29 protein-coding genes are annotated in these 22,997 nt (G+C 68.1%); 13 read left to right on the plus strand and 16 right to left on the minus strand.

Going from position 1 to position 22,997, the window contains the following annotated elements; translation table 11 throughout:
• The first annotated feature begins 121 nt into the window (after nt 1–121).
• Both AC3ARF_RS03930 and AC3ARF_RS03935 read left to right on the plus strand, forming a co-directional pair.
• Nucleotides 122–940: a TrmH family RNA methyltransferase gene (locus tag AC3ARF_RS03930; protein ID WP_498930461.1), complete on the plus strand. Its 819-nt coding sequence runs from the start codon at nt 122–124 to the stop codon at nt 938–940.
• 129 nt (nt 941–1,069) lie between these two features.
• Entirely contained in the window at nt 1,070–2,665 is a 1,596-nt protein-coding gene (locus AC3ARF_RS03935) for a M20/M25/M40 family metallo-hydrolase (protein ID WP_498930463.1), read from the plus strand.
• A gap of 1 nt (nt 2,666) precedes the next feature.
• Here the strand turns inward: AC3ARF_RS03935 and AC3ARF_RS03940 are convergent, their stop codons facing one another.
• Both AC3ARF_RS03940 and AC3ARF_RS03945 read right to left on the minus strand, forming a co-directional pair.
• On the minus strand, nt 2,667–2,885 hold the full coding sequence (locus tag AC3ARF_RS03940; RefSeq protein ID WP_498930465.1) for an RNA-binding S4 domain-containing protein: 219 nt from the start codon (nt 2,883–2,885) through the stop codon (nt 2,667–2,669).
• Between the two features lie 107 nt (nt 2,886–2,992).
• Nucleotides 2,993–3,283, minus strand: a complete 291-nt coding sequence (locus tag AC3ARF_RS03945) for a GIY-YIG nuclease family protein (protein ID WP_498930467.1) — start codon at nt 3,281–3,283, stop codon at nt 2,993–2,995.
• 133 nt (nt 3,284–3,416) lie between these two features.
• Between AC3ARF_RS03945 and dbpA the strand changes: the two genes are divergently transcribed.
• The 3 genes from dbpA (at nt 3,417) to AC3ARF_RS03960 (ending at nt 5,580) form a co-directional block, all read left to right on the plus strand.
• Entirely contained in the window at nt 3,417–4,838 is a 1,422-nt protein-coding gene (gene dbpA / locus AC3ARF_RS03950) for an ATP-dependent RNA helicase DbpA (RefSeq protein ID WP_498930469.1), read from the plus strand.
• A gap of 104 nt (nt 4,839–4,942) precedes the next feature.
• A complete protein-coding gene (locus tag AC3ARF_RS03955; protein ID WP_498930471.1) occupies nt 4,943–5,110 on the plus strand; it encodes a hypothetical protein in 168 nt (55 codons plus the stop codon).
• Entirely contained in the window at nt 5,107–5,580 is a 474-nt protein-coding gene (locus tag AC3ARF_RS03960; protein WP_498930472.1) for a YaiI/YqxD family protein, read from the plus strand. The genes AC3ARF_RS03955 and AC3ARF_RS03960 overlap by 4 nt, the downstream gene beginning before the upstream one ends.
• Before the next feature lie 37 nt (nt 5,581–5,617).
• Here AC3ARF_RS03960 and AC3ARF_RS03965 read toward each other — a convergent pair whose 3' ends face one another.
• The gene (locus AC3ARF_RS03965; protein ID WP_498930474.1) at nt 5,618–6,175 is read right to left on the minus strand and encodes a hypothetical protein; all 558 of its coding nucleotides are present in this window, start codon (nt 6,173–6,175) and stop codon (nt 5,618–5,620) included.
• 157 nt (nt 6,176–6,332) lie between these two features.
• On the opposite strand from AC3ARF_RS03965, the gene AC3ARF_RS03970 reads away from it, so the two are divergent.
• Both AC3ARF_RS03970 and AC3ARF_RS03975 read left to right on the plus strand, forming a co-directional pair.
• Entirely contained in the window at nt 6,333–7,355 is a 1,023-nt protein-coding gene (locus AC3ARF_RS03970; RefSeq protein ID WP_498930476.1) for a S41 family peptidase, read from the plus strand.
• A gap of 87 nt (nt 7,356–7,442) precedes the next feature.
• Nucleotides 7,443–7,730, plus strand: a complete 288-nt coding sequence (locus AC3ARF_RS03975; RefSeq protein ID WP_498930478.1) for a hypothetical protein — start codon at nt 7,443–7,445, stop codon at nt 7,728–7,730.
• Nucleotides 7,731–7,802: 72 nt separating this feature from the next.
• Here AC3ARF_RS03975 and AC3ARF_RS03980 read toward each other — a convergent pair whose 3' ends face one another.
• The gene (locus AC3ARF_RS03980) at nt 7,803–7,979 is read right to left on the minus strand and encodes a hypothetical protein (protein ID WP_498930479.1); all 177 of its coding nucleotides are present in this window, start codon (nt 7,977–7,979) and stop codon (nt 7,803–7,805) included.
• A gap of 218 nt (nt 7,980–8,197) precedes the next feature.
• On the opposite strand from AC3ARF_RS03980, the gene AC3ARF_RS03985 reads away from it, so the two are divergent.
• Entirely contained in the window at nt 8,198–8,767 is a 570-nt protein-coding gene (locus AC3ARF_RS03985; protein WP_498930481.1) for a cysteine hydrolase family protein, read from the plus strand.
• Nucleotides 8,768–8,790: 23 nt separating this feature from the next.
• On the opposite strand, the gene AC3ARF_RS03990 is transcribed toward AC3ARF_RS03985, so the two are convergent.
• On the minus strand, nt 8,791–9,162 hold the full coding sequence (locus AC3ARF_RS03990) for a polyhydroxyalkanoate granule-associated phasin (RefSeq protein WP_498930483.1): 372 nt from the start codon (nt 9,160–9,162) through the stop codon (nt 8,791–8,793).
• An 81-nt stretch (nt 9,163–9,243) separates the two neighbouring features.
• Nucleotides 9,244–10,203 carry an SOS response-associated peptidase family protein gene (locus AC3ARF_RS03995; RefSeq protein ID WP_498930486.1) on the minus strand — a complete coding sequence of 320 codons (960 nt, stop codon included), beginning with the start codon at nt 10,201–10,203 and terminating at the stop codon, nt 9,244–9,246.
• 220 nt (nt 10,204–10,423) lie between these two features.
• Here AC3ARF_RS03995 and AC3ARF_RS04000 point away from each other — a divergent pair, with 220 nt between their 5' ends.
• Together AC3ARF_RS04000 and AC3ARF_RS04005 are read left to right on the plus strand one after the other, a co-directional pair.
• A complete protein-coding gene (locus AC3ARF_RS04000; RefSeq protein ID WP_498930488.1) occupies nt 10,424–10,723 on the plus strand; it encodes a hypothetical protein in 300 nt (99 codons plus the stop codon).
• Nucleotides 10,720–11,808, plus strand: coding sequence for a DNA topoisomerase IB (locus AC3ARF_RS04005; protein WP_498930490.1), 1,089 nt, complete (start codon nt 10,720–10,722; stop codon nt 11,806–11,808). Before AC3ARF_RS04000 ends, AC3ARF_RS04005 begins: the two co-directional genes overlap by 4 nt.
• 52 nt (nt 11,809–11,860) lie before the next feature.
• Here the strand turns inward: AC3ARF_RS04005 and AC3ARF_RS04010 are convergent, their stop codons facing one another.
• From AC3ARF_RS04010 to AC3ARF_RS04040, 7 genes are all read right to left on the minus strand, one after another.
• Entirely contained in the window at nt 11,861–12,493 is a 633-nt protein-coding gene (locus AC3ARF_RS04010) for a 2-hydroxychromene-2-carboxylate isomerase (protein WP_498930492.1), read from the minus strand.
• Complete coding sequence (locus tag AC3ARF_RS04015) at nt 12,490–12,969, minus strand: iron chaperone (protein WP_498930493.1); 480 nt, start codon at nt 12,967–12,969, stop codon at nt 12,490–12,492. The genes AC3ARF_RS04010 and AC3ARF_RS04015 overlap by 4 nt, the downstream gene beginning before the upstream one ends.
• 31 nt (nt 12,970–13,000) lie before the next feature.
• Nucleotides 13,001–13,396, minus strand: a complete 396-nt coding sequence (locus AC3ARF_RS04020; protein ID WP_498930494.1) for a DoxX family protein — start codon at nt 13,394–13,396, stop codon at nt 13,001–13,003.
• A 68-nt stretch (nt 13,397–13,464) separates the two neighbouring features.
• Nucleotides 13,465–14,349 (minus strand): general secretion pathway protein GspB, encoded by an 885-nt coding sequence (locus AC3ARF_RS04025; RefSeq protein ID WP_498930496.1) that lies wholly within the window; start codon nt 14,347–14,349, stop codon nt 13,465–13,467.
• A 3-nt stretch (nt 14,350–14,352) separates the two neighbouring features.
• Nucleotides 14,353–16,056, minus strand: coding sequence for an ExeA family protein (locus AC3ARF_RS04030; RefSeq protein WP_498930498.1), 1,704 nt, complete (start codon nt 16,054–16,056; stop codon nt 14,353–14,355).
• 45 nt (nt 16,057–16,101) lie between these two features.
• Nucleotides 16,102–17,058 carry a DMT family transporter gene (locus tag AC3ARF_RS04035; protein ID WP_498930499.1) on the minus strand — a complete coding sequence of 319 codons (957 nt, stop codon included), beginning with the start codon at nt 17,056–17,058 and terminating at the stop codon, nt 16,102–16,104.
• 68 nt (nt 17,059–17,126) lie between these two features.
• Nucleotides 17,127–18,011, minus strand: a complete 885-nt coding sequence (locus tag AC3ARF_RS04040; protein ID WP_498930501.1) for a LysR substrate-binding domain-containing protein — start codon at nt 18,009–18,011, stop codon at nt 17,127–17,129.
• 106 nt (nt 18,012–18,117) lie between these two features.
• Here AC3ARF_RS04040 and AC3ARF_RS04045 point away from each other — a divergent pair, with 106 nt between their 5' ends.
• Complete coding sequence (locus tag AC3ARF_RS04045) at nt 18,118–19,008, plus strand: DMT family transporter (RefSeq protein WP_498930503.1); 891 nt, start codon at nt 18,118–18,120, stop codon at nt 19,006–19,008.
• Between the two features lie 5 nt (nt 19,009–19,013).
• Nucleotides 19,014–19,238: a cyclase gene (locus tag AC3ARF_RS04050; protein WP_498931747.1), complete on the plus strand. Its 225-nt coding sequence runs from the start codon at nt 19,014–19,016 to the stop codon at nt 19,236–19,238.
• A 4-nt stretch (nt 19,239–19,242) separates the two neighbouring features.
• Here AC3ARF_RS04050 and AC3ARF_RS04055 read toward each other — a convergent pair whose 3' ends face one another.
• The 3 genes from AC3ARF_RS04055 to AC3ARF_RS04065 all read right to left on the minus strand — a co-directional run bounded on the left by AC3ARF_RS04055 (nt 19,243) and on the right by AC3ARF_RS04065 (nt 22,319).
• On the minus strand, nt 19,243–20,040 hold the full coding sequence (locus AC3ARF_RS04055) for a DUF72 domain-containing protein (protein WP_498931749.1): 798 nt from the start codon (nt 20,038–20,040) through the stop codon (nt 19,243–19,245).
• Nucleotides 20,041–20,120: 80 nt separating this feature from the next.
• On the minus strand, nt 20,121–21,938 hold the full coding sequence (locus tag AC3ARF_RS04060; protein WP_498930505.1) for a DUF885 domain-containing protein: 1,818 nt from the start codon (nt 21,936–21,938) through the stop codon (nt 20,121–20,123).
• Nucleotides 21,939–22,025: 87 nt separating this feature from the next.
• The gene (locus tag AC3ARF_RS04065) at nt 22,026–22,319 is read right to left on the minus strand and encodes a hypothetical protein (RefSeq protein ID WP_498930507.1); all 294 of its coding nucleotides are present in this window, start codon (nt 22,317–22,319) and stop codon (nt 22,026–22,028) included.
• A gap of 123 nt (nt 22,320–22,442) precedes the next feature.
• Here AC3ARF_RS04065 and speG point away from each other — a divergent pair, with 123 nt between their 5' ends.
• The gene (gene speG, locus AC3ARF_RS04070; protein WP_498930509.1) at nt 22,443–22,985 is read left to right on the plus strand and encodes a spermidine N1-acetyltransferase; all 543 of its coding nucleotides are present in this window, start codon (nt 22,443–22,445) and stop codon (nt 22,983–22,985) included.
• The last annotated feature ends 12 nt before the right edge of the window (nt 22,986–22,997 follow it).

Below are 22,997 nucleotides of genomic sequence, written 5' to 3' on the forward strand. Positions count from 1 at the left end.
GGGGAGGTGGCCACAGCGTGGCGCGCCGGCGGTTGGGAGGGCGTGAAGCGGCCACGTCCGATGGCAGTTGCATTCAGGTGACGGTCAAGGCGGCTGGCGGGGCCGTGGCCACGCGGCGACAATGAACAACAACCTTTGCCCAACCCACCTTGCGCAGGCCCCATTGGACATCATCCGCTCCCGACAGAATCCGGTGGTCAAGCACCTGGTCAAGCTGGCGGAACAGCGCCGCGAACGCCACGCATCGCAACAGACGTTGCTGGTGGGCACGCACCTGATCGCCGCTGCACGCGATGCCGGGTGGAAGCTGCAACGACTGTTCGTGCGCGAAGGCAGCGAGCACCGCGCGGAAGTGGCGCAGTTGCTGGCGGCGCAGTTCGCGCCGGCCACGGTGCTGGCGCCCGAACTCTTCGATGCGATCGAGCAGTTGCCCAGCACCACCGGCCTGCTGGCCCTCACCACGATCCCCGAGCCGCCGCCCGTGCGCACCGATGGCTGCTGCCTGCTGCTGGATGGCGTGCAAGACCCGGGCAACGTCGGCTCGATCCTGCGTACCGCCGCGGCGGCACGCGTGGACCAGGTGTGGCTGGCGCTGGGCGCGGCCGACGCGTGGTCGCCGAAAGTGCTGCGCGCGGCGATGGGCGCGCACTTCGTGGTGCCGGTGATCGAACGGGTGGATCCGGGGCAGGCGCTGGATGCCTTCAAGGGGCGCGTGGCGATCACCACGCTCGCGCAGGCCACGGACCTGTACGACACCGACCTGCGCGGTGACCTGGTGCTGGCCATGGGCAGCGAGGGCGGTGGTGTGTCCGACGCGGTGTTCCAGCGCGCGGACGTGCGCCTGCGCATCCCCATGAATCCGGCCGTTGAGTCACTCAACGTGGGCGCGGCCACGGCCGTGTGCCTGTACGAACGCGTGCGCCAGCTGCGGACCGCCTGATTCCGCACAATCCGCGCGGGCGCGAAGGCCTGACTTCGCGCCCCCGGCATTATCCCAACCATCGACACACGTGGCCCGGGGCGAAAGGTGCCTAGAATCGGGGTGCTGCTCGATCCACAGGGGACCTCCGTGAAGCATTGCCTGATTGCCTTGGCCGCGTGCCTGGGCCTGGTTGGCGCCGCGCGCGCCAACGAAGCCGTCGACCACGCCATGGTGGGCAAGATCCGCCAGGAAGCCTTCCACCGCTCGCAGGTCATGCAGACCCTGTCGCAGCTGACCGAGGACGTGGGCCCGCGCCTGACCAACTCGCCCGGCATGGCCAAGGCCAACGCCTGGGCACGCGAGCGGCTGTCGGGCTGGGGCCTGGCCAACGTGCATGACGAGGCCTTCGGCCCGTTCGGGCGCGGCTGGGAGTTCCGTACTGCCAGCGTGGAGGTGCTCGCACCGCGGCCGGTTCCGCTGCACGCGCTGCCCAAGGCGTGGACGCCGGGCACGGTCGGCCCGGTGGAAGGCGAGGCGATGGCCGTGACGCTCAAGACCCAGGCCGACCTGGACAAGCACCGCGGCAAGCTGCGCGGCAAGATCCTGTTCCTCGACGCCGCCCGCGAGTACAAGCCCGGCGACAAGCCCGACAGCGACCGCTACGACAGTCACGAGCTGGACGAGCTGCGCGACTTCACCATCCCCAAGGACCGCGACCCCGCCAAGCGCGCCAAGGACGCGAAGGAGCGGTTGGACGAAATCGCGCTGACCGCCGCTACCAACGCCTTCCTCGCCGAGGAAGGCGTGCTGGCCACGGTGTCCATCAGCAGCTGGGACAACGGCATCATCCGCCTCGGCGGCGGTGGCTCACGCAAGGCTGGCGAGGCCGTGGGCGTGCCCGCGCTGACCATGATGGCCGAGCACTACAACACCGTGATGCGCGCGCTGGAGCGCAAGCAGGCCATGCGCCTGCGCGTGAACGTGGATGCGCGCTTCACCGGCGACACCGACGAAATGGGTTACAGCACTTTCGCCGAGATCCCCGGCCACGGCTCGCTGAAGGATGAGGTGGTGATCATCGGGGCGCACCTGGACTCGTGGCACGCCGGCACGGGCGCCGCCGACAACGGCGCGGGCGTGGCGGTGATGATGGAAGCCATGCGCATTCTCAAGGCCACGGGCGCCAAGCCGCGCCGCACCATCCGCATCGCCCTGTGGGGCGGTGAGGAGCAGGGCCTGCTGGGCTCCAGCGACTACGTCACCCGCCACTACGGTGGCTGGCCGGAGCCCACCGACCCGCGGCAGAAGAAGCTGCCGCTGTCACTGCGCGAGCCGACCGGCCCGCTGCAGCGCAAGCGCGGTTACGACACGGTGGCCGCGTACTTCAACTACGACAACGGCGGGGGCCGCATCCGCGGCATCTACACCCAGGAAAACACCGCGGTGGCGCCGATCTTCGGCGCGTGGCTGGCGCCGCTCAATGACGTGGGCGCCACCACCGTGACCCATCGCAATACCGGCAGCACCGACCACGTGCCGTTCGACCGCATCGGTCTGCCGGGCTTCCAGTTCGTGCAGGACCGGCTGGACTACTTCAGCAACGTTCACCACAGCCATTTGGACACGCTGGACCACGTGGTGCCCGAAGACCTGAAGCAGTCGGCCGCGGTTGTTGCCACCTTTGCGTGGCATGCGGCCATGCGCGAGGAGAAGCTGCCGCGCATGCCAGTGCGCGAGCCGTGACTCAGCCCGCGACGACGTGGATCTCCACGTCGTCCAGCGTCACCACCTGGCCGGCGTGGATCTTGCAGGTCTTGCGCAGCTCGGTGACGCCGTCTACCTCCACCGCGCCGCTGGCCACGATGGCCTTGCCCGCGCCACCGCTGTCGCACAGGCCCACCAGCTTGAGCAGCTGGTTGAGTTCGACGAACTCGCGGTCGAGGGGGAAATCGATCTGCTGCATGGCGGTGGGCCTCGGAAAACGGCCGTCAGGTTGGCAGTGCGCGCCGGGCCGCGCAAGGGACGCCCATAGCCGCGCAGCAGCACGCGTTGCCACGGGCCATGGAGACGTCAGTCGGTGGCCTGTCCGAACCGCGGCAGGTCGGGCGAGGCCACGCCGTCCACGCACAGCGCCCGCTTGCGCGCCAGCGGCAAGCGCTTGACCGCATGCTCGGCGCGGCTGGCGGTGGCGCGGTCGGGATAGGGGAAGGCGGCCAACACCCGCAGGGGCGGCCGTGACCGCGTGTAACGCGCACCCGTGCCCGCCGCGTGCTGGGCGAAGCGGCGTTCCACGTCCACGGTGATGCCGGTGTACAGGCTGCCGTCGCGGCATTCGAGGATGTACAGGTGCCAGTCGGCCATGAGCGAATGCTAGCCGCTCACAGCCCCCATGCGGCGGCGCCCGCGTCGGGGCGCACGCGGTGAAACAGGCGCGGTTGCCCGGCCTCCAGCCCCCTTGGAGCGCAGGCTCGGCCAATAGCTGCGAAAATGCCGCATGACCGACAATCTTCCCGCTGCCGCCGCCACCCCCGGCCCGGCCGCCACCGACTTCGCCTCCCTCACGTTGAGCCCCGCCCTCCTACAGGGCGTGGACGCCCTGGGCTACGGCGCCATGACCCCGGTGCAGGCCCAAAGCCTGCCGGCCATCCTCGACCGCCGCGACGTGCTGGCGCAGGCGCCCACCGGCAGCGGCAAGACCGCCGCCTTCGGCCTGGGCCTGCTGCACACCATCGACGCCGCCAAGATCCAGACCCAGGCGCTGGTGCTGTGCCCCACCCGTGAGCTGGCCGACCAGGTCGGCAAGCAGCTGCGCAAGCTGGCCGTCGGCATCCCCAACCTGAAGGTCTCCGTGCTGTGCGGCGGCATGCCGCTGGGCCCGCAGCTGGCCTCGCTGGAGACCCACGACCCGCAGGTCGTGGTCGGCACCCCCGGCCGCCTGCAGGAGCTGCTGCGCAAGAAGGCGCTGCACCTGCGCGGCGTGCGCACGCTGGTGCTGGACGAAGCCGACCGCATGCTCGACATGGGCTTCGAGGAGCCGATCAAGGAGATCGTCGGCAAGCTGCCCAAGGAGCGGCAGAGCCTGCTGTTTTCCGCGACCTTCCCCGACGCGATCCGCGCCATGGCCACCGCCATGCTGCGCGACCCGGTGGAAGTGACGGTGGAGGGCGGCGACACCCACGCCGCCATCGAGCAGCGCTTCTTCGAAGTGGATGCGGAGAAGAAGACTCCGGTGCTGGCCGCGCTGCTGCTGGAATACCGCCCCGAGTCGTGCGTCGTGTTCTGCAACATGCGCCGCGACACCGAGGAAGTGGTCGGCTCGCTGAGCCACTACGGCTTCACCGCGCTGGCGCTGCACGGCGACATGGAGCAGCGCGACCGCGACGAGGTGCTGGTGCGCTTCGCCAACCGCAGCTGCAACGTGCTGGTGGCCAGCGACGTGGCCGCGCGCGGGCTGGACGTGCACGACCTGGCCGCCGTGGTGAACTACGAGCTGCCCACCGACCCGGACGTGTACGTGCACCGAATCGGCCGCACCGGCCGTGCCGGCAAGGCCGGCCTGGCGCTGAGCCTGGTGGCGCCGCGCGAGGTCAACCGCACCGAACCGATCCAGGCGCGGCAGGGCAAGCCGCTGCGCTGGGACAAGGCCACCCCGCTGGCCGGCAAGGCAAAGAGCGCCCCGGTGGCGGCGATGGTCACCCTGCGCATCGACGCCGGCAAGACGGACAAGCTGCGCCCGGGCGACGTCGTCGGCGCCCTGACCGGCGATGCTGGGCTGCCCGTGGCCGCGGTTGGCAAGATCGACGTGTTCGCCACCCGCTCGTACGTGGCCATCGCCCGCGGCCAGGCCGACAAGGCTTTGGCGCGCCTGCGCGAGGGCAAGATCAAGGGCCGCAAGTTCCGGGTCAGCCGGATGTGAGACTGCCGGGGGAGGCGCCGTTAAACGCCGATTACCCCCGTCCGTGCGATCCTGTACACGGTCGGCACGCACCGACGCCCCCCTTCACTCCCCCAGGAACCGTCTTGGCCAAGCCCAATTACTCATTCGAAAAGCGCCAGCGCGAGATCGCCAAGAAGAAGCAACAGGACGAAAAGGCGGCCAAGAAGCGCGCCGCGCGCGACGACGCCAAACCTGCCGAGGCCCCTCAGCCGGCCCAGCCTGGACGCGACCCGGCCTCCGGCCAGTCTTGAGCGAGCCGGATACGGCCCACCCGCAGATCTGGGTCGACGGCGACGCCTGCCCGGGCGTGGTCAAGGAAATCCTGTTCCGCGCCGCGGAACGCGCCCGGGTGCAGGTGACCTTGGTGGCGAATCAATGGCTGCGTTGCCCGCCGTCGCGCTTTGTTCGCGCGCTGCAGGTGCAGGGTGGCTACGACGAAGCCGACAGCGCCATCGTCGAGCGCCTGCGGGCCGGTGACCTGGTCGTCACCCAGGACATTCCGCTGGCCGCACGCGTGATCGAGAAGGGCGGCGTGGCGGTGAGCCCGCGTGGCGAGCCGTTCACTGCCGACAACATGGCCGAGCGCCTGTCGATGCGCAATTTCATGGAAGAGTTGCGCGGCGCCGGTGTGCAAACCGGTGGCCCGGCCGCGTTCCATGCACGCGACCGGCAGGCGTTCGCCAGTTGCCTGGACCGCTGGCTGGCACAGCGCGGGCCTTAGTCCGAGGCGCAGTACCCGCGCCAGCGGCCGCCACGAATCAGCCCGCGCCGGCCTGGTCCCGTGCCGCCTTGTGGAACAGCTGCGCAGACAGCAGCCACATCCCCGCGAACACTGCGGTCAGGACCCACACATGGGCCTGCTCAAGGAAGAATGTGACCACCGCCGCCGCGAACTGCGCCACGGCTGTCACCTCCATGGCGCGTGCCAGCCGCAAGGGCCGTAGGCGCGATAACACCGCGCCGAACATCGCCACCAGCAGCACCCCAAAGAAGATCTGGTTGGCCGGATTGTTCTCGTTGCCGATGATGCCGACGGCCAGGTTGATCCACGTAAGCAGGAACCCCGTCACCACCGCCACCCCAGCGCCCACCACGTAGGCGTGACTGCGCGCCACGCGTACCGCCAGCTCGAACGCCAGGCACACCGTGCCCAGCATCACCCCCATCACCGCGAAGTCGTCGCCGGTCCAGTCCACTTCGGCCGTGAACTGCATGGCCACCAGCGGCAACAACAGCAGGCATATGGCGCCGCCCCAGACCAGCCAGCGCGTGCGGCGCCAGAGGGGGCTTTGCTGGATCGCGAGATCAGTGGTCATGGTTGGGTTCCCGGGTGGACGTGGCCGCAGCGTCCCACCCGGGGATGGGGCGATGATGGGGCCTGTGTGAAGTCGGGGCGAAGTCGCCGCCGGCGGCTCCGAGGTCGCACCGTTGAATGTAAGCTTTGTCGTAAACCAATGCCGCACAAGGACGCGCATGAAGGCTCTATCACTCTGGGTGACATGCGGATTTGCATTGTGCTTCACGCCTGCCGTGGCGATGGAAGCGGCGGCCCCGCAGGACAGGCGGGCCGTGCTGGACCGCGTGCTGCAACTGGCGCAGGAACGGGCGCTCTATGCGTCGCACTTCGACTGGACCGACACCCGCCATGTGGCCAGCCAGATGCTGCAACGGGACGACACCGATGCCGGCTTGAGTGCGTCCGTGCGCTACGTCCTCAAGCAACTGGGCGACCGACACTCCTCGTACCTGCCGCCCCGCCCCGAGTCCGCCGCCGGGGCGGAGCGGTGGCCAGCCTCCCTTCTCCCGCAAGCTGCCGCCGCCTCGATGCCAGCGCGGACACCGGAACTGATTGCAGTCTCGACCAGTGGCCCAGCGAACACCCCTTTTCTTGCCGTGAACGCATGGTCGGGACGCGCAGTGCCTGCCGCTGCAGCGCAAGCGCGCGCTGCCCTGAACGACCTGCTTGCGCGACCAACCTGCGGCCTCATCCTGGACCTGTCGAAGAACCACGGCGGCAATATGTGGCCCATGGTCGCCGGAATTCTCCCGTTGCTCTCCACCGGCCCATTGGGTGCCTTCGAGTACCGCGATGGTCAGCGCGCCGCCATCATCTCGACCGGCAACGGCGTGTTGCACGCGGGGAGGGCGCACGCTCTCAATGATCTGGCGTTGCCTCCGCCCCAGCACGTTCCGTCGAGGATCGCGATCCTCATCGGACCACGGACAGCGAGTTCGGGCGAGATCACGGCAGTGTTGTTCAAAGGCCAGGGCAATATCCGCTTCTTTGGCAAGCCCACCGCAGGTGTTCCGACGGCGAACAGCACGTTCCCACTTCCCAATGGCGGGATGCTTGCACTGACCACCGCGGTTACGTTGGATCGAGCTGGCAACCGCTACTCTTCCGCGTTGCTGCCGGACGAAGATACCGCCGAGCCGGCCGTGGCCGCGGAACGGTGGGTGGCCGAGGAGTGCGCGGCTGCGCGGGTGGTGCGCTAGGAACTTGTCCCGATGCCGGGGCGGTACTCTGTTGAGTCCTCGGCTCGCCATACATTCCCGACGACCAACTTGGGGCAACAGATCGCCATGGAAGCACTTTCCGAATTCGAGAAGCGTCGCGCCCGGCGGGCAGTTCGCAGTTTCGGCCTCCTGGCCGTATTGCTAGGCGCTCTGCTGGCCGCCTGGAGCTGGGCCGCTTTGCAGCGCCCGGAGATCGCCGTGACGTGCCAGGAGCAGCAGACCACGTCGCCCGAGTGCAAGCGAACCGGGATCTACTTTGGTGTCTCCCTGATGGTGCTGGGTTTTCCGATACTGTTCCTGCCCACACGTTGGCTCAATCGCAACATGCGCAGGTCGAATGGCCCACCCGATTAGGTGGCGGGACCTCTGGCAATGCATGCAAACAAAAGGCGCGCCATGCGCGCCTTTTGTCTGGGACGGGGAACATCAGTGATTGCGGTCACTGTCCTGGCGCGGGGCATCCTTTCGGGTGCGGTCCTGGTCCTGGTCACGGGTTCCAACCTGGCGCTTGTCGTCCTTATCCCGATTCATGTTCTGCGAACCGCGGTTCTCGTCCTGCTTCTGGTTCTGATTCTGGTTACGGTCGTTCTGATGGGTAGGCATCATCAAACTCCTCTACTGCGAAATGCAGCCTCGTGACTGCACGCAAAGGATGGACGGAACGACGTTTGCATCCAGCGAAATATTTGTACGGACGACGTGAGTGATCACGTGCACGTGCTGGGTTCGTTCAGATCGCAGCAACGTCGTCAGCCTGTTCACGTCGACACGAATGGCAACGGTGTAGATCTGTGGTCTGGTTTTCGCGCCCCGTAATAACCATGAAGAGTTCGCCCGACACGGCTCTGATTGTGCTGGACATGTTCAACCTGTTCGACTTCGAGGGCGGACGGCGATTGGGCCGGGCGGCCCAGGCCATTGCGCCGCGCATCGCACAGCTCCGTGAGCGTTTTGATCGCGCCAAGGCCCCGGTCATTTATGTCAACGACAATTTCGCAAATTGGCAGGGTGAATTCAGTGACCTGGTGGGCAGCTGCCTGGACGCGGGCGGCCCGCCGGCGTCTATCGCCGGGAACCTGGCACCCCGTCCCCGCGATTTTCATGTGCTCAAGCCCAAGCATTCGGCATTTTTGGGGACGCCTTTGGCTATCCTGCTGCCCCAACTGGGCGTGCGGAGACTGGTGCTGACGGGCGTCGCTGCCGATGCTTGCGTGGTGGCGACAGCGCAGGATGCCAACATGCGCGAGTTTCCGCTGTGGATTCCGCGTGATTGCGTTGCGGCGATCACAGAAGTGCGCACACGCAATGCACTGACCCTGCTCGCCAGTAGCATGCATGCGAACGTGCAAGCGTCACCTGCGGTGCATGGGCTGTTTCCGAAGGCAACGTAACCGGGGTTCCTGGACGACGTGTGTTATGTGCGCTGTCGTCCCAGTCGACGTGCATTGGCGACCGCGCGCTTGTGCACGGGTGCCACGCCGGCAGAGAGCACGCCCACCGCCGCACGGGTGGCGTGGTTCGGCATGTTCATGGGCGACTGCGCCATCGACATGCTCATCTCCCACCAGGCACGCCATCCGGCCATCCACATGCCGGCCCAGGACTGCTGGAACGCCTCAACCTTCTCGCTGCCCATGCGCATGAACTCAGCCTGGTCGCGCGTGGACAGCCATGGGCCGGCACTGGCCATGCGCGCGCCGCGCTGGGCCACTACTTGTGGGGCGGCCCACGCGAGTTCGGTGACCTGGCGGCTCAGGCGCTGGGTGGAGGTTTTGCGACGGGCCATGTCCGGAGTCCTGCGTGGGGAACTGCAAGGCTACTGTGTTGGGGCGTACGCCCGTGTGACGCAGGAGACGGGCGGGCCCGCTCAGGCGGCCATCCGGTGCTCGTAGTACGGCCGGTCGCGGTCGTCCAGGATGGCGTACAGCGCGCCCAGGTCGCGTGGATCCGGATTCAGCCACGCGTCCACGTACTCGGGCTTGATTGGGATGATGCAGCGGTCGTGTCCGGCGGCGGCAACTTCCGGCGGCGGATCATCGGTGATGGCGGCGAATGACCACAAGGTCTCGCCATCGTCCCCTTCCCAGTGCGACCACAGGCATGCCACCAGCATCTCGTGCGCGGGGTGCGGGCGGAATTCCAGCACCACGTTCTCTTCGGCCTCTCCTTGCGCCAATGCACGCCCTTCGACCGCATGCCGGGCCACGTTCTCGTAGAAGGCGCTGATAACCATGATCCCGTGGGTGTGGCCAAACTGGCCCTTCCAGAAGCCCTCGAGATTGTCGCGGCGCGCGTTGTAGGTGCCGGGGTACTTGCGATCGTAGAAGGCCGGCTTGCCCGCGGGCCGGCATTGGTAGCGCATGGGCTTCACCACGCGGCGGCCGTCTTCCATGATCAACACCGGCGCATACCAGCCGGGGAAGATGCGCCGATCCTTCTCCTCCAGTTCGCTGCGCTTGATGTCAGCCAGCTTGCCCTTGGCCCCGCCGATCTTGGTGGTGGCGATCCGCTGGTCCTCCAGCGCCTTCTTCGTGGACTTCGTCTGCAAGGAGCGTTCGGCGTCGGCCAGACGCTTCTTCTGCTTGAACAACGTCTGCTCCAGTGTGGAGACCTGTGTGGCGTCATACGACTGGATCAGCGCGTGGATCTCGCGTTCCTCGGAGGTCTGCGGGTGGGCGAACGCGGCATCCATGGCCTTGGGCACGCGGATGGGCTCGCCACCGTGGCGGCCGGCATAGAGCTTCACGAACTCCTTGATGCTGACGTCCGCGCCGAAGCGGCGAACGTACTCCTGGTAGGCAGCCTCGACGAGCGCGGAGTAGCACATGCTGCGAGCCTACTCCGGCGCGTGGCTGTCGGGTAGCCAGTGGCCAAATCCACAGCGTCGCTAAGCCACACGGGAGTCTCGTCACGCGGCCATCATGCCCACCCAGACACGGCACTCACCGGGCCGCGATTACCGTTCAGGTTCCCACCACGCGCAGGTCTTCGACATGCTCCAGACAGCTGCAGTCTTACTTGTGATTACGGCGCTGGGCGGACTGCTCATGGCGTTCATCCGTTTCAGCGCGCAGCACAATCCGCCTGCGTGGTTGGCCATGCTCCACGGCCTGCTGGCAGCATCAGGATTGACGCTGCTGGTCTACGCGGTGTGTACCTCGGCCGTACGGTCGCTCGCGACGCTGGCGCTTATCCTGTTCCTGTTGGCCGCCGGTGGTGGCGCCGTCATGAGCTTGGCCTACAAGTGGCGCCAGCGGCTGTTGCCGGCCTGGCTGGTCATCGCCCACGCCTCGCTTGCTGCCACCGGGCTGTTGTTGCTGCTCTGGGCCGCATTCGGTGGTGGATGAGCACGGGCGCTGAACTCTCCGTTCCTGCCGGCAACGCTGCCCGCGCTGCGGGCCTGCGCTATGTCGACGACTCGATGCCCGGGATTCGGCGGCGCGGGCCTCGTACACGCCCGCAGTATGTGGATGCGGATGGCCGCCACGTGCGCGACAAGGCCACACTGGAGCGTATCCGGGGCCTCGCCATCCCGCCTGCGTGGCGTGAAGTGTGGATCTGCTCCATTCCCAACGGCCACGTACAGGCCACGGGTCGCGATGCGCGCGGCCGCAAGCAGTATCGCTACCACGCCGAGTGGGTGCGGACACGGAGCCAGGACAAGCACGAGCGCAGCATTGCCTTCGGGGCCGCGCTCCCCGCGCTTCGCCGGGCATTGCGCAAGAGCCTGTCGATCCCCGGGTTTCCCAAGGAGAAGGTGGTGGCGATGGTAGTGGCGGTAATGGGGTCGACGATGATCCGCATCGGCAACGTGGAGTACGCCGCGGGGAACCGCTCGTACGGGCTCACCACGCTGCGCAACCGCCACGTGCAGGCCGTGCGGGGCGGCCACCTGAGGTTCGAGTTCCGGGGGAAGTCCGGCAAGCAGCACGAGGTCCTGTTGACCGATGCGCGGCTCACGCGCCTTGTGCGACGTTGCCAGCAGTTGCCCGGCCAGCCGCTGTTCCAGTACCTGGATGAGGAGGGCCACTGTCAGCCCATCGGCTCAGCGGACGTGAATGACTGGCTGCGCGCGACCATGGGCAGCGACTTCTCGGCGAAGGATTTCCGCACCTGGGGCGCGACGGAGATGGCCTTCAGGGCGTTGGCGTCTACGTCCTTGCCCACGAAGAAGGACGGGACACCGGGGCCGGAGCGCGCGATCGCCGCCGCGGAGGCGTCCATTGTCCAGCAGATCGCCGAGGTGTTGGGCAACACCCCTACGGTCTGCCGCAAGTCCTACATCGATCCGTCGCTGTTCCCGGCCTGGCGCGAAGGCCTGCTGGCGGATGCGGCCCGCGGTGCCACGGGCCCGCGCCAGTGGGAGGCTGCGACGCTGCGTTTTCTGAAGGCGCAACGTCGTCGTTCGATGACGGGGAAGCGCAAGATTTGAATGCGTTGCGTATCGCGCAAACTCGCCTTTTCCCCGTCGGGTTCCAGGGCGTTTACTTCCTCACGACGCCAACGGGCAAAGCGGACACGCGTTGCATTTCCTCGCTGCCCAACACGCCCGGGTCGACCAGATACGCCTTCACGAAATCCGTGGCGTCCGCGCCCCAGAACAGTTGCCCGTCGACCAGGTACGTGGGCACGCCAAACATGCCGCGTTCCGCTGCGTGCTCCGTTTCGTGCCGCAACTGCTGCTTTACTTCATCGGACGTGACTTGCGTGGGATCCACGCCCAAGGCGCTAGCCAGTGCCGCCAGCACGTTGGGGTCGGCGGGGTCGGCCCCCGTCGTCCACAGTGCCTCGAAGATGCGGCCGATGGCCTGCGGCGTGTTGCCGGCGGCGATGGCCAGTCGCAGGTACGGCAGCGGGTTGAACGGGTGTGCGGCCGGGAACCGGAAGGGCACGCCATGCTGTGCCGCCCACCACACGCACGAGCGGTAGGTCCACGTGCGCTTGGCGGGAATTTCCGCCGGCCCTTTGTACCCGTGGCGTTTCAACAGTTCGGCAAGCAGCACGGGGTGGTAGGCGATGTCCACGTCGCCCAACTCGCGCAGGCGAAGGAAGCCGAAATAGGCGAACGGCGAGATGAAGTCGTAGTACCAGTCGATGTGGCGCCGCGGCTGGCTCATCCGACTGCAGCCTTCAGCAACGCCACGATCCGCGCCTCCTCTGCCTTGCCCAGCGCTGTAAGCGCGAACCCGGTGGGCCACAAATGCCCGTCGTCGAGCCGGGCCTGGTCGCTGAAGCCGAGCGTGGCGTAACGTGAGCCGAACTTGCCCGCATCCTGGAAGAAGCACACCACCTTGCCGTCGCGGGCATAGGCGGGCATGCCGTACCAGGTCTTGGGACTCAGCGTCGGGGCGTTGGCTGTCACCAGCTCGTGCAGGCGCTGGGCCAGCTTGCGGTCGGGTTCCGCCATTTCGCCGATCTTGGCCAGCACGTCCGCTTCGCCGGCGGCCTTGTCCTTGGCCAGACGCGCTTCGGCCTTCAGTTCCTTCGCACGCTCCTTCATGGCCGCGCGCTCTTCGGCGGTGAAACCGCTCGCCGCCTCTTCAGTGGCCTTGGAGCGTGGGGTCGTCTTCCTTGCGGCCTTCTTCGTCGTCATGGACATGCCTCTCCTGGTTGGGGTGGTCCGCCTACTTGTTGTTGGCGCTGTAGCTGCCCGGTCCCAACAGCGCTACGCCCAGCGCGCCCGCCAGGAACATACCCTGCAGTTCCAGCGCCCAACCGCCCTGTTCGTTGAACTGGCTCAGCTGGCCCATGTGCGCCAGCCAGATGGCGACCAGCATGTTGATGGCGACGATGATGCCGCCGATGCGCGCATAGGCGCCGATCAGCACCATCACCGGTGCCAGCACTTCGCCGATCAGCACGCCATAGCCGAGCCAGCCCGGCAGGCCCTGTGCTTCCACCATGCCGACGATGCCGGAGACGCCGCCCTTCAGCTTGGCGACGCCGTGCAGCAGGATCAGCACGCCCAGCGCAATGCGCAGGATGAGTTTGCCGAGGTCGGCCTGGGTGTTCGGATTCACGGTGCGAAGTCCCCTTGGAAAATGTTGGCGAGTGTGCGGATTAACGCGGCGCGGTGTTGTGCCTTGGGTCAGCGTACCGGCACGCGCAGGCGGATGCCGTTCCACGCCAGCACCACGCCGTCCTGCTCGATGGCGGCGACCACGGCGTCGCCCACGCGGTCGCCTTCGCCCACGCGGTTGCCATCGATGATGGCAAAGCGCTTGCCGGCTTCCGCGCCCCACATGTGCAAGCTCATCTTCAGCGGGGGCAGTTGTTGGCGGTCGGCGGTGCTCAGGTCGGACAGGCGCAGCGGGCTGCCTGCCGGGTAGGGCGAAGTCGACGCGGGCGCGCCCGGTGCACGCGGGAGCACTGCGGCTGTCTCGCCATTGTTCGATGGCGCACCGGTCGGCGACGGAAGGGCCACGGTGGGAGGTGAGGCGCGTACGGCGGCAGCGACGGGCGTCGGTACCGTAGTTGCGTCGGCCCGAAGGGTCGCGGCTGCCGGGATCGCCGCCACCGACGGGGCGGGCGCCGACGACGGTGCCGTCGCCTGCGTCGGCGCGGACAAGGTCGTGGCGGCCGCGGATGGGGCGTTGCCAGCGGACGTGATGGGCGGCGCGATCGTCGCGGTCGCAGCCGACGGGGGCGCATCGCCGGCAGCCGAGGTGGGCAGGGCGAGTCTGGAGTCCTGCGCGCCCGCGCCGGGGAAGGACGGGTCGCCGGTGTTGCCGTCGGCTGCGCCAACGTTTGCAGGGGGCGTTGGGGGTAACGCGCCCGTTTCGGCGGGGCGCCCCCGCCACAACCAGACCGTCAGCGCGACAGCGACCAGTGCCACTGCCGGCCACACCCAGACAGGCACGCCGCCGAGCGGGGAGGCGGGGGCACGCGGCACTTCGGCCAGCGCATCGCTGGCCGCCTGTGCCTTGCGACGTTCGGCTTCCGACTTGCGCAGCGCGTCGAGGATCAGGGACATCGGCTACTCCAGCACGGTGCGCAGTCGCGGGCCGCGATCTCGCGCGGCCAGGGCCATCAGGGTTTCCGGGCCGATGACGCCATCGGTGGCGATGCCGCGCGTGGCCTGGAACTGGCGGATGGCGCCGAGCATGGCGGCATCCAGCACCTCCGGGCCGGGATACGCGGGTTGCAGCCGCGCATGGATCCACTCCACTGCGGGGCCGTATTGACCGGCCACAAAGGGCGGCCGCACGTGGTCCGGTGCGCGCCAGAATGCGGCGTACTCGCCCTGCCACACGCGTGCCAGGGCGATGCGGTCGATGTCCATGGTCTGCGCGCCCAGTTGCAGCCGCAAGCTGACCGCGTCGGCACCGAGCAGCAGCCCCCAGGCCGTGTGCCCTTCGCTGCGCAGCTTGAGCAGTACTGGCCGCCCCAGCGCGACCAGCGCATCCAGCTGCGATTGGCCTAGCAGGCAGTGCAGACCACCCGACACCTGCGCGGGGCAGGCGGAGACAGTCGCGGCGGCCGCCGCGGTGGCCGGCTGCGACCAGGCCTGCAGCAGGTGTTGCCAGGCCAGCGTGGGCGAGGCAGCCGCGGTGGCAATTGCGCCCTGCAGCCCGGCGGCATCGAGGTGCGGAATCCTGCCTGCGGCGCGGGGCCCAGTGCCGGAGTTGGCTGTGTCGGAGGTGGCCGCACCGTTGCTCGCATCATCGGTGCGATTGGCCGCAGTCTCGACATTCGCGCCGGAGGAAGTACCGGAGCCGCGATCACTGGCTTTGGGCACCGCGGAGGTGGACGCATCCCGGGCCACTGCATCCTGCCCGCGTGGCCACCACCACAGCGTGGCCGCGAGGGCCACGACCGCGAGTCCCGCGGCCGCCGCCATCGGCCAACGTCGCGCGTGGCGCGGGGCGGGGGCCAGTGCTTCGCGTGCGGCCTCGTCGACCCACTTCGGCCCGATCATGCTCTCGTCGTGCGCATAACCGGCCAGCAGCGCGCGTTCGGCGATGACATTGGTCAGCCGCGGCACGCCGCGCGACCAGGTGTGGATGCGCCGGGTGGCGGTGTCGGTGAACGGAAAACGCTGGCCGCCGGCCACCTTGTAGCGGTGGCGCAGGTAGGCGTCTGTCTCGGCGGTGTTGAGCGGGGTGAGGTGGAAGCGGGCGGTGATGCGTTGCGCAAGCTGGCGCAGGTCCTCGCGCGCCAGCATGGTGCGCAGTTCGGGCTGGCCGAGCAGGATGATCTGCAGCAGCTTCTGCGTGTCGGTCTCGAGGTTGGTCAGCAGGCGCACCTGTTCCAGTGCGTCGACGGACAGGTTCTGGGCCTCGTCGATGATCAGCACCACCCGCAGACCCTGCGCGTAGGCGTCGAGCAGGTAGCGGTTGAGCAGGTCGACCAGTTGCTTGACGCTGCCGCGCCTGCCTTCCAGATCGAGGTGCAGTTCCTCGCAGATGGTCTCCAGCAGCTCGATCGGGCTCAGCCGCGGATTCAGCACCAGCGCCACGCGCGCATTGTCCGGTACCTGCTCCAGCAGCAGGCGCGAGACGGTGGTCTTTCCGGTGCCGACCTCGCCGGTCAGCTGCACGAAGCCGCCGCCCCCGCCCTGGCCGATGCCGTACAGCAGGTGTGCCAAAGCGTCCCGATGGCGCTCGCTTAGGAACACGAAGCGCGGATCGGGCGTGATCGAGAACGGCGGTTCCCTGAGGCCGTAATACTCGAGGTACATGCGAGCCAGCGTGGCGGCGGTGGCTCTAGCCTGCCACGAAATGGCTCAGTCGGCGATGTGCTTGGCTTCGGCCGTGCCCAGCACCTCGGGGTGGTCCACGGGGTGGCGGTTGGCCAGGCGGTTGAGCAGGGGCTGGGCGAAGACCGCCGCCAGGATGATGACCACGCCCAGGTAGAACTGCGTGGTCAGCTCGTGCTGCTCGCCCAGCAGCACGATGGCCAGCAGGATGGCGTACACCGGCTCCATGTTCACCGCCATCTGCGCGGCGAAGGCGTTCATGTGCCGCAGCGCCACCAGCGACAGGGTGAAGGGCAGCAGCGTGCAGGCCATCGCGAGCGCCAGCAGGTAGAGCGCGTCGCTGGTGGAGGGCATGACGAACAGGTCGCCGGCGAAGGCGGGGAAGATCGCCGGCATGAGTGGCGCGAGCAGGGTCAGGGTCAACGCACCCGCACCCAACTCCAGTGCGGTGACGGTGAGCGCGTCGCCGTGTTCGACCATGCGCTTGTTGAGCGAACCGAACAGCGCCACGAACAGCGCCGACACCGCGCCCACCGCGATGCCCAGCCGCATGTCCGCCGGGACGCCGCCCACCACCAGCGCCACGCCGGGCAGCACCGCGATGCCCAGGATCAGTTCACGCTTGTAGAAGCGGGTGCGGGCCAACCACGGTTCCACCAGCGCCGTGAATACCGTGGCCAGCGCCATGCAGGTGGCGCCGACCGAGGCGTTGGACAGCTTGATCGAGCCGTAGAAGGTCAGCCAGTGCAGCGCCACCAGCGCGCCAATGCCGCAGTAGGCCAGCATCACCCGTGCCGACATTGCGCGCAGTCCGCGCCACACGCGTGGGACCAAGGCCAGCGCCACTACCACCAGCACCATGCGCCACCACACCAGCGGTAGCGCCGGCAGCGTGATCAGCTTGCCGAGGATGGCGGTGAAGCCCCACAGCAGCACGCAGAAGTGGATCTGAAGCTGGGCTTTGGCGGCAGGGGTCATGGGCATGGGGGGATTATCGGGCAGGTGCGTAGCAGTCGTCGTGGGTCGGGGATGACTTTGGTCGCACGGGCCCCTCAGTCCTTGGGCAGCGCCATCAACCAGTCGAGGAAGGTTCGGGCGGCCGGGCGCAAGCGGCGGTGCGAGGGGTAGACCACGTAATAGTTCCAGCGTGCGGCTATCACCGGGCCGGGCAGTCGCACCAGGCGGCCGCTGGCCAGGTAGTCGGTCGTGATGCGGTCGCGCGCGACCATGGCGCCCAGGCCACGGGCGGCGGCTTCCAGCGCATCGGTGGAGTCGCTGAAGACATAGCGGGCGTCGGTGTCGACCCCGTGCACGCCGGCTGCGCGAAACCAGTCGGGCCAGCCCTGGCGCCCGAGGTCGGCGACCAGGGGCAGGCGCGGGATGTGCGCGGGTTCGGTTACCTCGGCCAGGCCAGGCAGGCTGGGGGAGGCCACCGGGAACAGGGATTCATCCATCAGCGCCTGTGCGGTCAGCCCAGGCCAATGCCCCGCGCCGTGGCGGACGCCGAGGTCGGGTCCGCCTTCGTCGAAGCGAGTGAGGGCGATCTCGGTGTCGATGTGGATGCGCACCTCCGGGTGCGCGGCGGCGAAGGCGGGTAGCCGCGGCAGCAGCCAGGTATTGGCCCACGAGTGCAGGGTGGTGATGCGCACGCGGTTGGTCTCGTGGCGCGCGGTGCGCAACTGGCGCAGGGCCTCTTCCATGTCCGCTAGTGCGCTGCCCGCGGCATCGGCCAACTGGCGGCCTTCGGCAGTGAGCGAGACGCCGCGGGCGTGGCGCTGGAACAGCACGGCGCCCAGTCGGCTTTCCAGTTTGCGCACGTGGTGGCTGACCGCGCTTGCGGTGAGATGCAGCTCCTCCGCGGCGTGGGCGAAGTTCTGGTGGCGGGCAGCCGACTCGAACGCCGCCAGGGCCGGGAGCCAGTCCGATCGCAGGGCCATGGGAGCCTCAAATCTGGTTTGTGTCTGACCGGGAAAGTATGCGCTTGTGGATGGCGGCGGGGGTAGGACAATGTGCGCTCGGCAAGAGCCAGATTGGAGCCTCCCCATGAACAGCGTCGCGGTCCCCGCCCTCGACACCCCCTCCACCCGCGCGTGGCTGACGCCATTGGAACTGGGCGTGCTCGGTGCCATCTGGGGCGCGTCGTTCCTGTTCATGCGCGTGGCCGCGCCGCATTTCGGCGCGATGCCGCTGGTGGAAGTGCGCCTGGCATTGGGCTCGCTGGTGCTGCTGCCGTTCCTGTGGCGGGCGCGTGCGCAGTTCCCAGCGCGGTTGTGGCCCAAGCTGGCGATCATCGGGGCGATCAATTCGGCGGTGCCGTTCATGCTGTTCGCTTGGGCGGCGCAGCGCGCGCCAGCCGGCGTCGGCGCGATTGCCAATGCGATGACGGTGTTGTTCACCGCGCTGGTGGGCTTCCTGTTCTTCGGCGAGAAGATTGGCTCGCGCCGGGCGATGGCGCTGTTGGTCGGCTTTGCCGGCGTGGTGGTGCTGGCCAGCGGCAAGGCCGCGGGCGCGAGCATCTCGTGGGCGGTGGCGGCCGGCGCCGGCGCGGCCTTCCTCTACGGCATCGGCATCAACCTGGTGCGCCGCCACCTGGCTGGCCTGCCACCCGCGGCTGTGGCCTCGGCCACGCTGGGCGTGTCGGCGCTGTTGACCCTGCCGTTCGCGGTGGCCACCTGGCCGCAGGCGCCAATTCCTGCTTCGTCGTGGTTCTCGGCGGCGATGCTGGGCGTGGTCTGCACCGGCGCGGCCTTCGTCATGTACTACCGGCTGATCGCGCGCATCGGCGCCAGCCGCGCCTCCACGGTGACCTACCTGATCCCGGTGTTCGGTGTGGCGTGGGCGTGGCTGCTGCTGGATGAGCCGCTGACGCTCACTATGGGCATTGCGGGTGCACTGATCCTGGGCAGCGTGGCGTTGAGCCAGAAGAGCGCTTGAGCCGCATGGAACACCGCGTTGTCTTCGACTTCGATATCCGCTTCAGCAATGGCGGCGGGCTGCAGGGACAGGACTTCCGCCTGGATATCGACGGCGACGACATCGACGACGCGGCGTTGGCGGACTACATCGTCCGCGACCTGCGGCTGCTGATGGTCGGCGAGGTGCGCATCCTGAGGAAGCGCATCATCGTCGAGCCGCACAAGCGCCTGCCCGCGCAGCGCGCGTGAGCGGTCACTTGGCGAGGCGCTGCAGCAGCGCCATCGCTGCCGCGGGATTGCGCTCCTTGGCGGCGCTGATGAAGTACACGAACACCTCGCGCGGCATGGCGGGTGCCGCGTCGGCGCTGACATAGGGCAGACCCTCGGGTTGCCCGCCACTGGCCCAGGTGCGGGCTCGTTGCGCCCAGCGGTCCAGTTCATCGGCCGGGTAGCCGGTCGCGACCTCCGCACGGGTGCGCATCAGCCGCGCGTAGACGAAGTCCGCGGTGACATCGGCGAAGGACGGATGCTCGTCGGAGTCGGTGAACACCGTGGCCATGCCATGACGACGGGCGAGCGCAATGAAATCCGCGTCCACGAAGTCGCGGTCGCGCACGTCCAGCACGTGGCGCAGCCGGCGGCCGTTGACCGTGGTGGGCAACAACCCGAGAAACGCGCTGAAGTCCTCGCGCTGCAGACCGGGACGCTCAAACTGCCACACCAGCGGACCGAGGCGGTCGCCCAGCGAGACGATGCCGCCGACGAAGTCCTCTACCTGCGGCCCGGTCTTGGCCAGCACCTTGGATTGCATGATCCGCATCGGCGCCTTGGCGGAGAACACGAAGCCTTCCGGCGTTTCCGCGGCCCATCTGGCGTAGGTTTCCGGCTTCTGCCTGCCGTAATAGGTGCCGTTGACCTCGATGGCGGTGACGTGTCGACTGGCGTACTCCAGTTCGCGGCGCTGCACCAACCCCTTGGGGTAGAAGTTGTCGCGCCACGGCGCGTACACCCAGCCCCCGATGCCCACGCGGATTCCCGACGGGGGTGCGATGGCGCGTTCCGGCTCGCGGTTGGGTGGGGCGGCGAACTGGTCGCCGCCCGCGCTTGCACGAGGCTTGCGCCCCTTGCCGGTCACTTGATGGGTTCGCCCAACAACATCTGCCGCACGAAGCGCACGGGCGGTGCGCCGTACGACAGCACGGCATCGTGGTAGCGCTTGGCGTTGAAGTTGGCGCCTTCCTTGGTCTCCACGGCCTTGCGCATGTCGAAGTGCTCCTGCGCGCCGACGAAGTAGGTCGGCAGCTGCGCACTGGTCAGCTGCGCGCGCACCCACTTGCCCGCGGCCTCGCGCTCCTGCTGGAACGCGCCCTTGGTCATCAGCTCCATCGCCTGCTCGCGCGTCCAGTTGTCCACGTGCACGCCCTGGTCGAGGATCGCGTTGGAGATGGTGCGCAGGTAGAACTTCAGCTGCACCAGGCGGAACAACGGATCGTTGTCGAGGTAGCCGGCGTCGGCCATCACGTCTTCGGTATACACGGCCCAACCTTCGGCGAACAGGCCGGAACGCAGCACCGCGCGCAGCGTCGACTTGTTCTGCACCGAGTGCGCGCCCTCGAGGTAATGGCCCGGCATCGCCTCGTGGATCGACAGCAGGTGGATCATGCGGTTGTTGTACTCGCGCAGGAACGAATCTACCTGCTCCTGCGACCAGTCATCCGGGATCGGCGAGATGGCGTAGTAGGTGTCCAGGCCCTTGTCCAGCGGGCCCGGCGAATCGCAGTAGGCCACCGCCACGCCGCGCTGGAACTCCGGCATGAGGATGATCTTGACCGGGTCGGCGGGCACGGTGACCAGGTCCTTGGCCTTGGTGAAGGCGGTGGCGTCGGCCAACGTCTGCTTGGCGAAGTCGACGACCTTGTCGCGCGCGGGACGCTCGGCGTAGGCCAGCTCCAGCGCGGCTTCGATGGCGGCCTGCTGCTGCTCGGGGCTGGGCTTGGCCGGCATCTCCGGCGCACCCGGCTTGTCCTTCAGCACCTGCTGGGCGATGGCGTACATCTCGGTGCGCACCCGGGTCATCTCGGTCTCGGCGCGTTGCTTGATCTCAAGCCGGGACAGCGAGGAATTCAGTGAGAACTTCAACTTCTCGTCGTACAGCGTCTGGCCGAGGCGGAAGTCGCCCTTGGCGGCCGGGACCAGGGTGTTGTCCAACCATTCCTGCTGCTCGGCCACGGCCTTGCGCAGGGCGGCGACGGCATCGTCCAGACGCTTGCGTTCGGCCCCCTGCAGCTGGCCGGCGTTGGGCGTTATGAAGGTGTCGATCAGGCTGAGCACGCCCGCGTTCTGCTTGGCCACGGTCTCGGCGTGGATCTTCGGCACGCGGGCGGGATCGAGGTTTTCACGCATCTGCTGGAACAGCGCGGGGATCTTCTCCATGCGCGCGGTGGCGGCGTTGAGCCGCTGCGGCATCGGCGCGAATTCGCGCGCCATCAGGTTGTAGATCGCGCCACCGGCCAAGCCGCTGTAGGCCTGCGGGTCCCATGCCCACGACTGCAGCGTTTCCACGCCCCACACGTCGGCCTGCAACTGGTTGCGCAGGATCGCCGCGTCGATCTGGTTCTCGCGCGAGAGGTGGTTGGTGTCCATCGCATCCAGCTCGGCCAGCAGCTTCTTGCTGAAGTCCACGGCTTTCTGCCGGCCGGCGGCGCTCAGGTCATCCAACTGGTCGTCGAAGCGGTGGTCGCCGATCTGGGTGGCGGCCACCGGGTTGAGCGGCAGCCAGCCGTCAAGCCAGCGCTTGGAGAGGGCGGCGAACTGCTGGTCTGCCTGCCCGTTCGGCGCCTGTACGGCCTGGCTGTCGGGGGCTGGAGCGGGCGGGGCAGAAGGCTTGCAGGCGGTGGCGATCGAGGCGGCCAGCATGGCCGCGGTCAGGGGCAGGAGCGAGGTGCGCATGGGGGGCTCGGGCAGGCGGCAGGACCGCGACCGCCCGAGGATAGCCGCACCGCCGTCGCGCCGCATGCGCCGGAGGTTGGGGGCGGCCTACTGGTCCTCTTCCTCGAACTCCACCAGCACGTCCAACTCGAAGGCCAGCGCTTCCACGGCCTCGCGCACCTTGAGCGCAGTGGAGGGATTGGGCGCGTCGATCTCGATTTCGTGCATGTCCGGGCCGGTGGTGTCGCTGAGGCCGGCGGAACTGGAATCGAAGTCGTCCATGTGCGGCATGAGGTCGCCGACTTCCTCGACGTGCTCGATGCCATCCAGGCTGGTGAGCAGGTTTCCGATGGCGCGGACATCGTCCTCGCTGCCGGTGACGCGCAGGCGGAGCATGGGCATGGGAAGGCTCAGTGGAGTGGGGAAGGTCAGGCTAGGCAGGCGCTGGCTAAGGCCGCGTGATGGCCCCGGCCGCTGTGGACGGGGCGTCAACCGGACCTCGCGCCAGCGGTGTAGGCTGGCGCCATGGAACCGCCTACGCCCCTCCTGACCCTGCGGCCGCTTGAGCGCGGCGACCTGCATTTCGTGCACGTCCTGAACAACAACCGCAGCGTGATGGGCTACTGGTTCGAGGAGCCCTACGAATCGTTCGTGGAGCTGGAGGAGCTGTACCGCAAGCACATCCACGACCAGTCCGAGCGCCGCTTCATCATCCAGGACGCGGCGGGCGACCGCGTGGGTCTGGTGGAACTGGTGGAGATCGACCACCTGCACCGGCGCGCGGAATTCCTGATCATGGTTTCACCCGAGCACCAGGGCCGGGGCTACGCGCGCATCGCCACGCGGTTGGCGATCAACTACGCCTTCCGCATGCTCAACCTGTACAAGCTCTACCTGCTGGTGGACGTGGACAATGCCCGCGCCATCCGCGTGTACGAGGGCGCGGGCTTCCGCCGCGAGGGCGTGCTGGTCGACGAGTTCTTCAGCGACGGCCGATACCACGACGTTTTGCGTATGTGCCTGTTCCAGCACGAGGTGCTGGGGCGCTCCCGGATCGGGGGCGGTTGAGTCCGCATCTTG

This window comes from Lysobacter sp. KACC 24251 (assembly GCF_057747755.1).

Coding starts and splice junctions, on each gene's coding strand:
- AC3ARF_RS03980 (WP_498930479.1), bottom strand. CDS start 7,979: ATGCCTACCCATCAGAACGACCGTAACCAGAATCAGAACCAGAAGCAG.
- AC3ARF_RS03940 (WP_498930465.1), bottom strand. CDS start 2,885: ATGCAGCAGATCGATTTCCCCCTCGACCGCGAGTTCGTCGAACTCAAC.
- AC3ARF_RS04015 (WP_498930493.1), bottom strand. CDS start 12,969: ATGACGACGAAGAAGGCCGCAAGGAAGACGACCCCACGCTCCAAGGCC.
- AC3ARF_RS03970 (WP_498930476.1), top strand. CDS start 6,333: ATGAAGGCTCTATCACTCTGGGTGACATGCGGATTTGCATTGTGCTTC.
- AC3ARF_RS04040 (WP_498930501.1), bottom strand. CDS start 18,011: ATGGCCCTGCGATCGGACTGGCTCCCGGCCCTGGCGGCGTTCGAGTCG.
- AC3ARF_RS04000 (WP_498930488.1), top strand. CDS start 10,424: ATGGCGTTCATCCGTTTCAGCGCGCAGCACAATCCGCCTGCGTGGTTG.
- AC3ARF_RS04025 (WP_498930496.1), bottom strand. CDS start 14,349: ATGTCCCTGATCCTCGACGCGCTGCGCAAGTCGGAAGCCGAACGTCGC.
- AC3ARF_RS03985 (WP_498930481.1), top strand. CDS start 8,198: ATGAAGAGTTCGCCCGACACGGCTCTGATTGTGCTGGACATGTTCAAC.
- AC3ARF_RS03965 (WP_498930474.1), bottom strand. CDS start 6,175: ATGACCACTGATCTCGCGATCCAGCAAAGCCCCCTCTGGCGCCGCACG.
- AC3ARF_RS03990 (WP_498930483.1), bottom strand. CDS start 9,162: ATGGCCCGTCGCAAAACCTCCACCCAGCGCCTGAGCCGCCAGGTCACC.
- AC3ARF_RS03945 (WP_498930467.1), bottom strand. CDS start 3,283: ATGGCCGACTGGCACCTGTACATCCTCGAATGCCGCGACGGCAGCCTG.
- AC3ARF_RS04045 (WP_498930503.1), top strand. CDS start 18,118: ATGAACAGCGTCGCGGTCCCCGCCCTCGACACCCCCTCCACCCGCGCG.
- AC3ARF_RS04035 (WP_498930499.1), bottom strand. CDS start 17,058: ATGCCCATGACCCCTGCCGCCAAAGCCCAGCTTCAGATCCACTTCTGC.
- dbpA (WP_498930469.1), top strand. CDS start 3,417: ATGACCGACAATCTTCCCGCTGCCGCCGCCACCCCCGGCCCGGCCGCC.
- AC3ARF_RS03930 (WP_498930461.1), top strand. CDS start 122: ATGAACAACAACCTTTGCCCAACCCACCTTGCGCAGGCCCCATTGGAC.
- AC3ARF_RS04060 (WP_498930505.1), bottom strand. CDS start 21,938: ATGCGCACCTCGCTCCTGCCCCTGACCGCGGCCATGCTGGCCGCCTCG.
- AC3ARF_RS03995 (WP_498930486.1), bottom strand. CDS start 10,203: ATGTGCTACTCCGCGCTCGTCGAGGCTGCCTACCAGGAGTACGTTCGC.
- AC3ARF_RS04065 (WP_498930507.1), bottom strand. CDS start 22,319: ATGCCCATGCTCCGCCTGCGCGTCACCGGCAGCGAGGACGATGTCCGC.
- AC3ARF_RS04005 (WP_498930490.1), top strand. CDS start 10,720: ATGAGCACGGGCGCTGAACTCTCCGTTCCTGCCGGCAACGCTGCCCGC.
- AC3ARF_RS04010 (WP_498930492.1), bottom strand. CDS start 12,493: ATGAGCCAGCCGCGGCGCCACATCGACTGGTACTACGACTTCATCTCG.
- AC3ARF_RS04030 (WP_498930498.1), bottom strand. CDS start 16,056: ATGTACCTCGAGTATTACGGCCTCAGGGAACCGCCGTTCTCGATCACG.
- AC3ARF_RS04050 (WP_498931747.1), top strand. CDS start 19,014: ATGGAACACCGCGTTGTCTTCGACTTCGATATCCGCTTCAGCAATGGC.
- speG (WP_498930509.1), top strand. CDS start 22,443: ATGGAACCGCCTACGCCCCTCCTGACCCTGCGGCCGCTTGAGCGCGGC.
- AC3ARF_RS03975 (WP_498930478.1), top strand. CDS start 7,443: ATGGAAGCACTTTCCGAATTCGAGAAGCGTCGCGCCCGGCGGGCAGTT.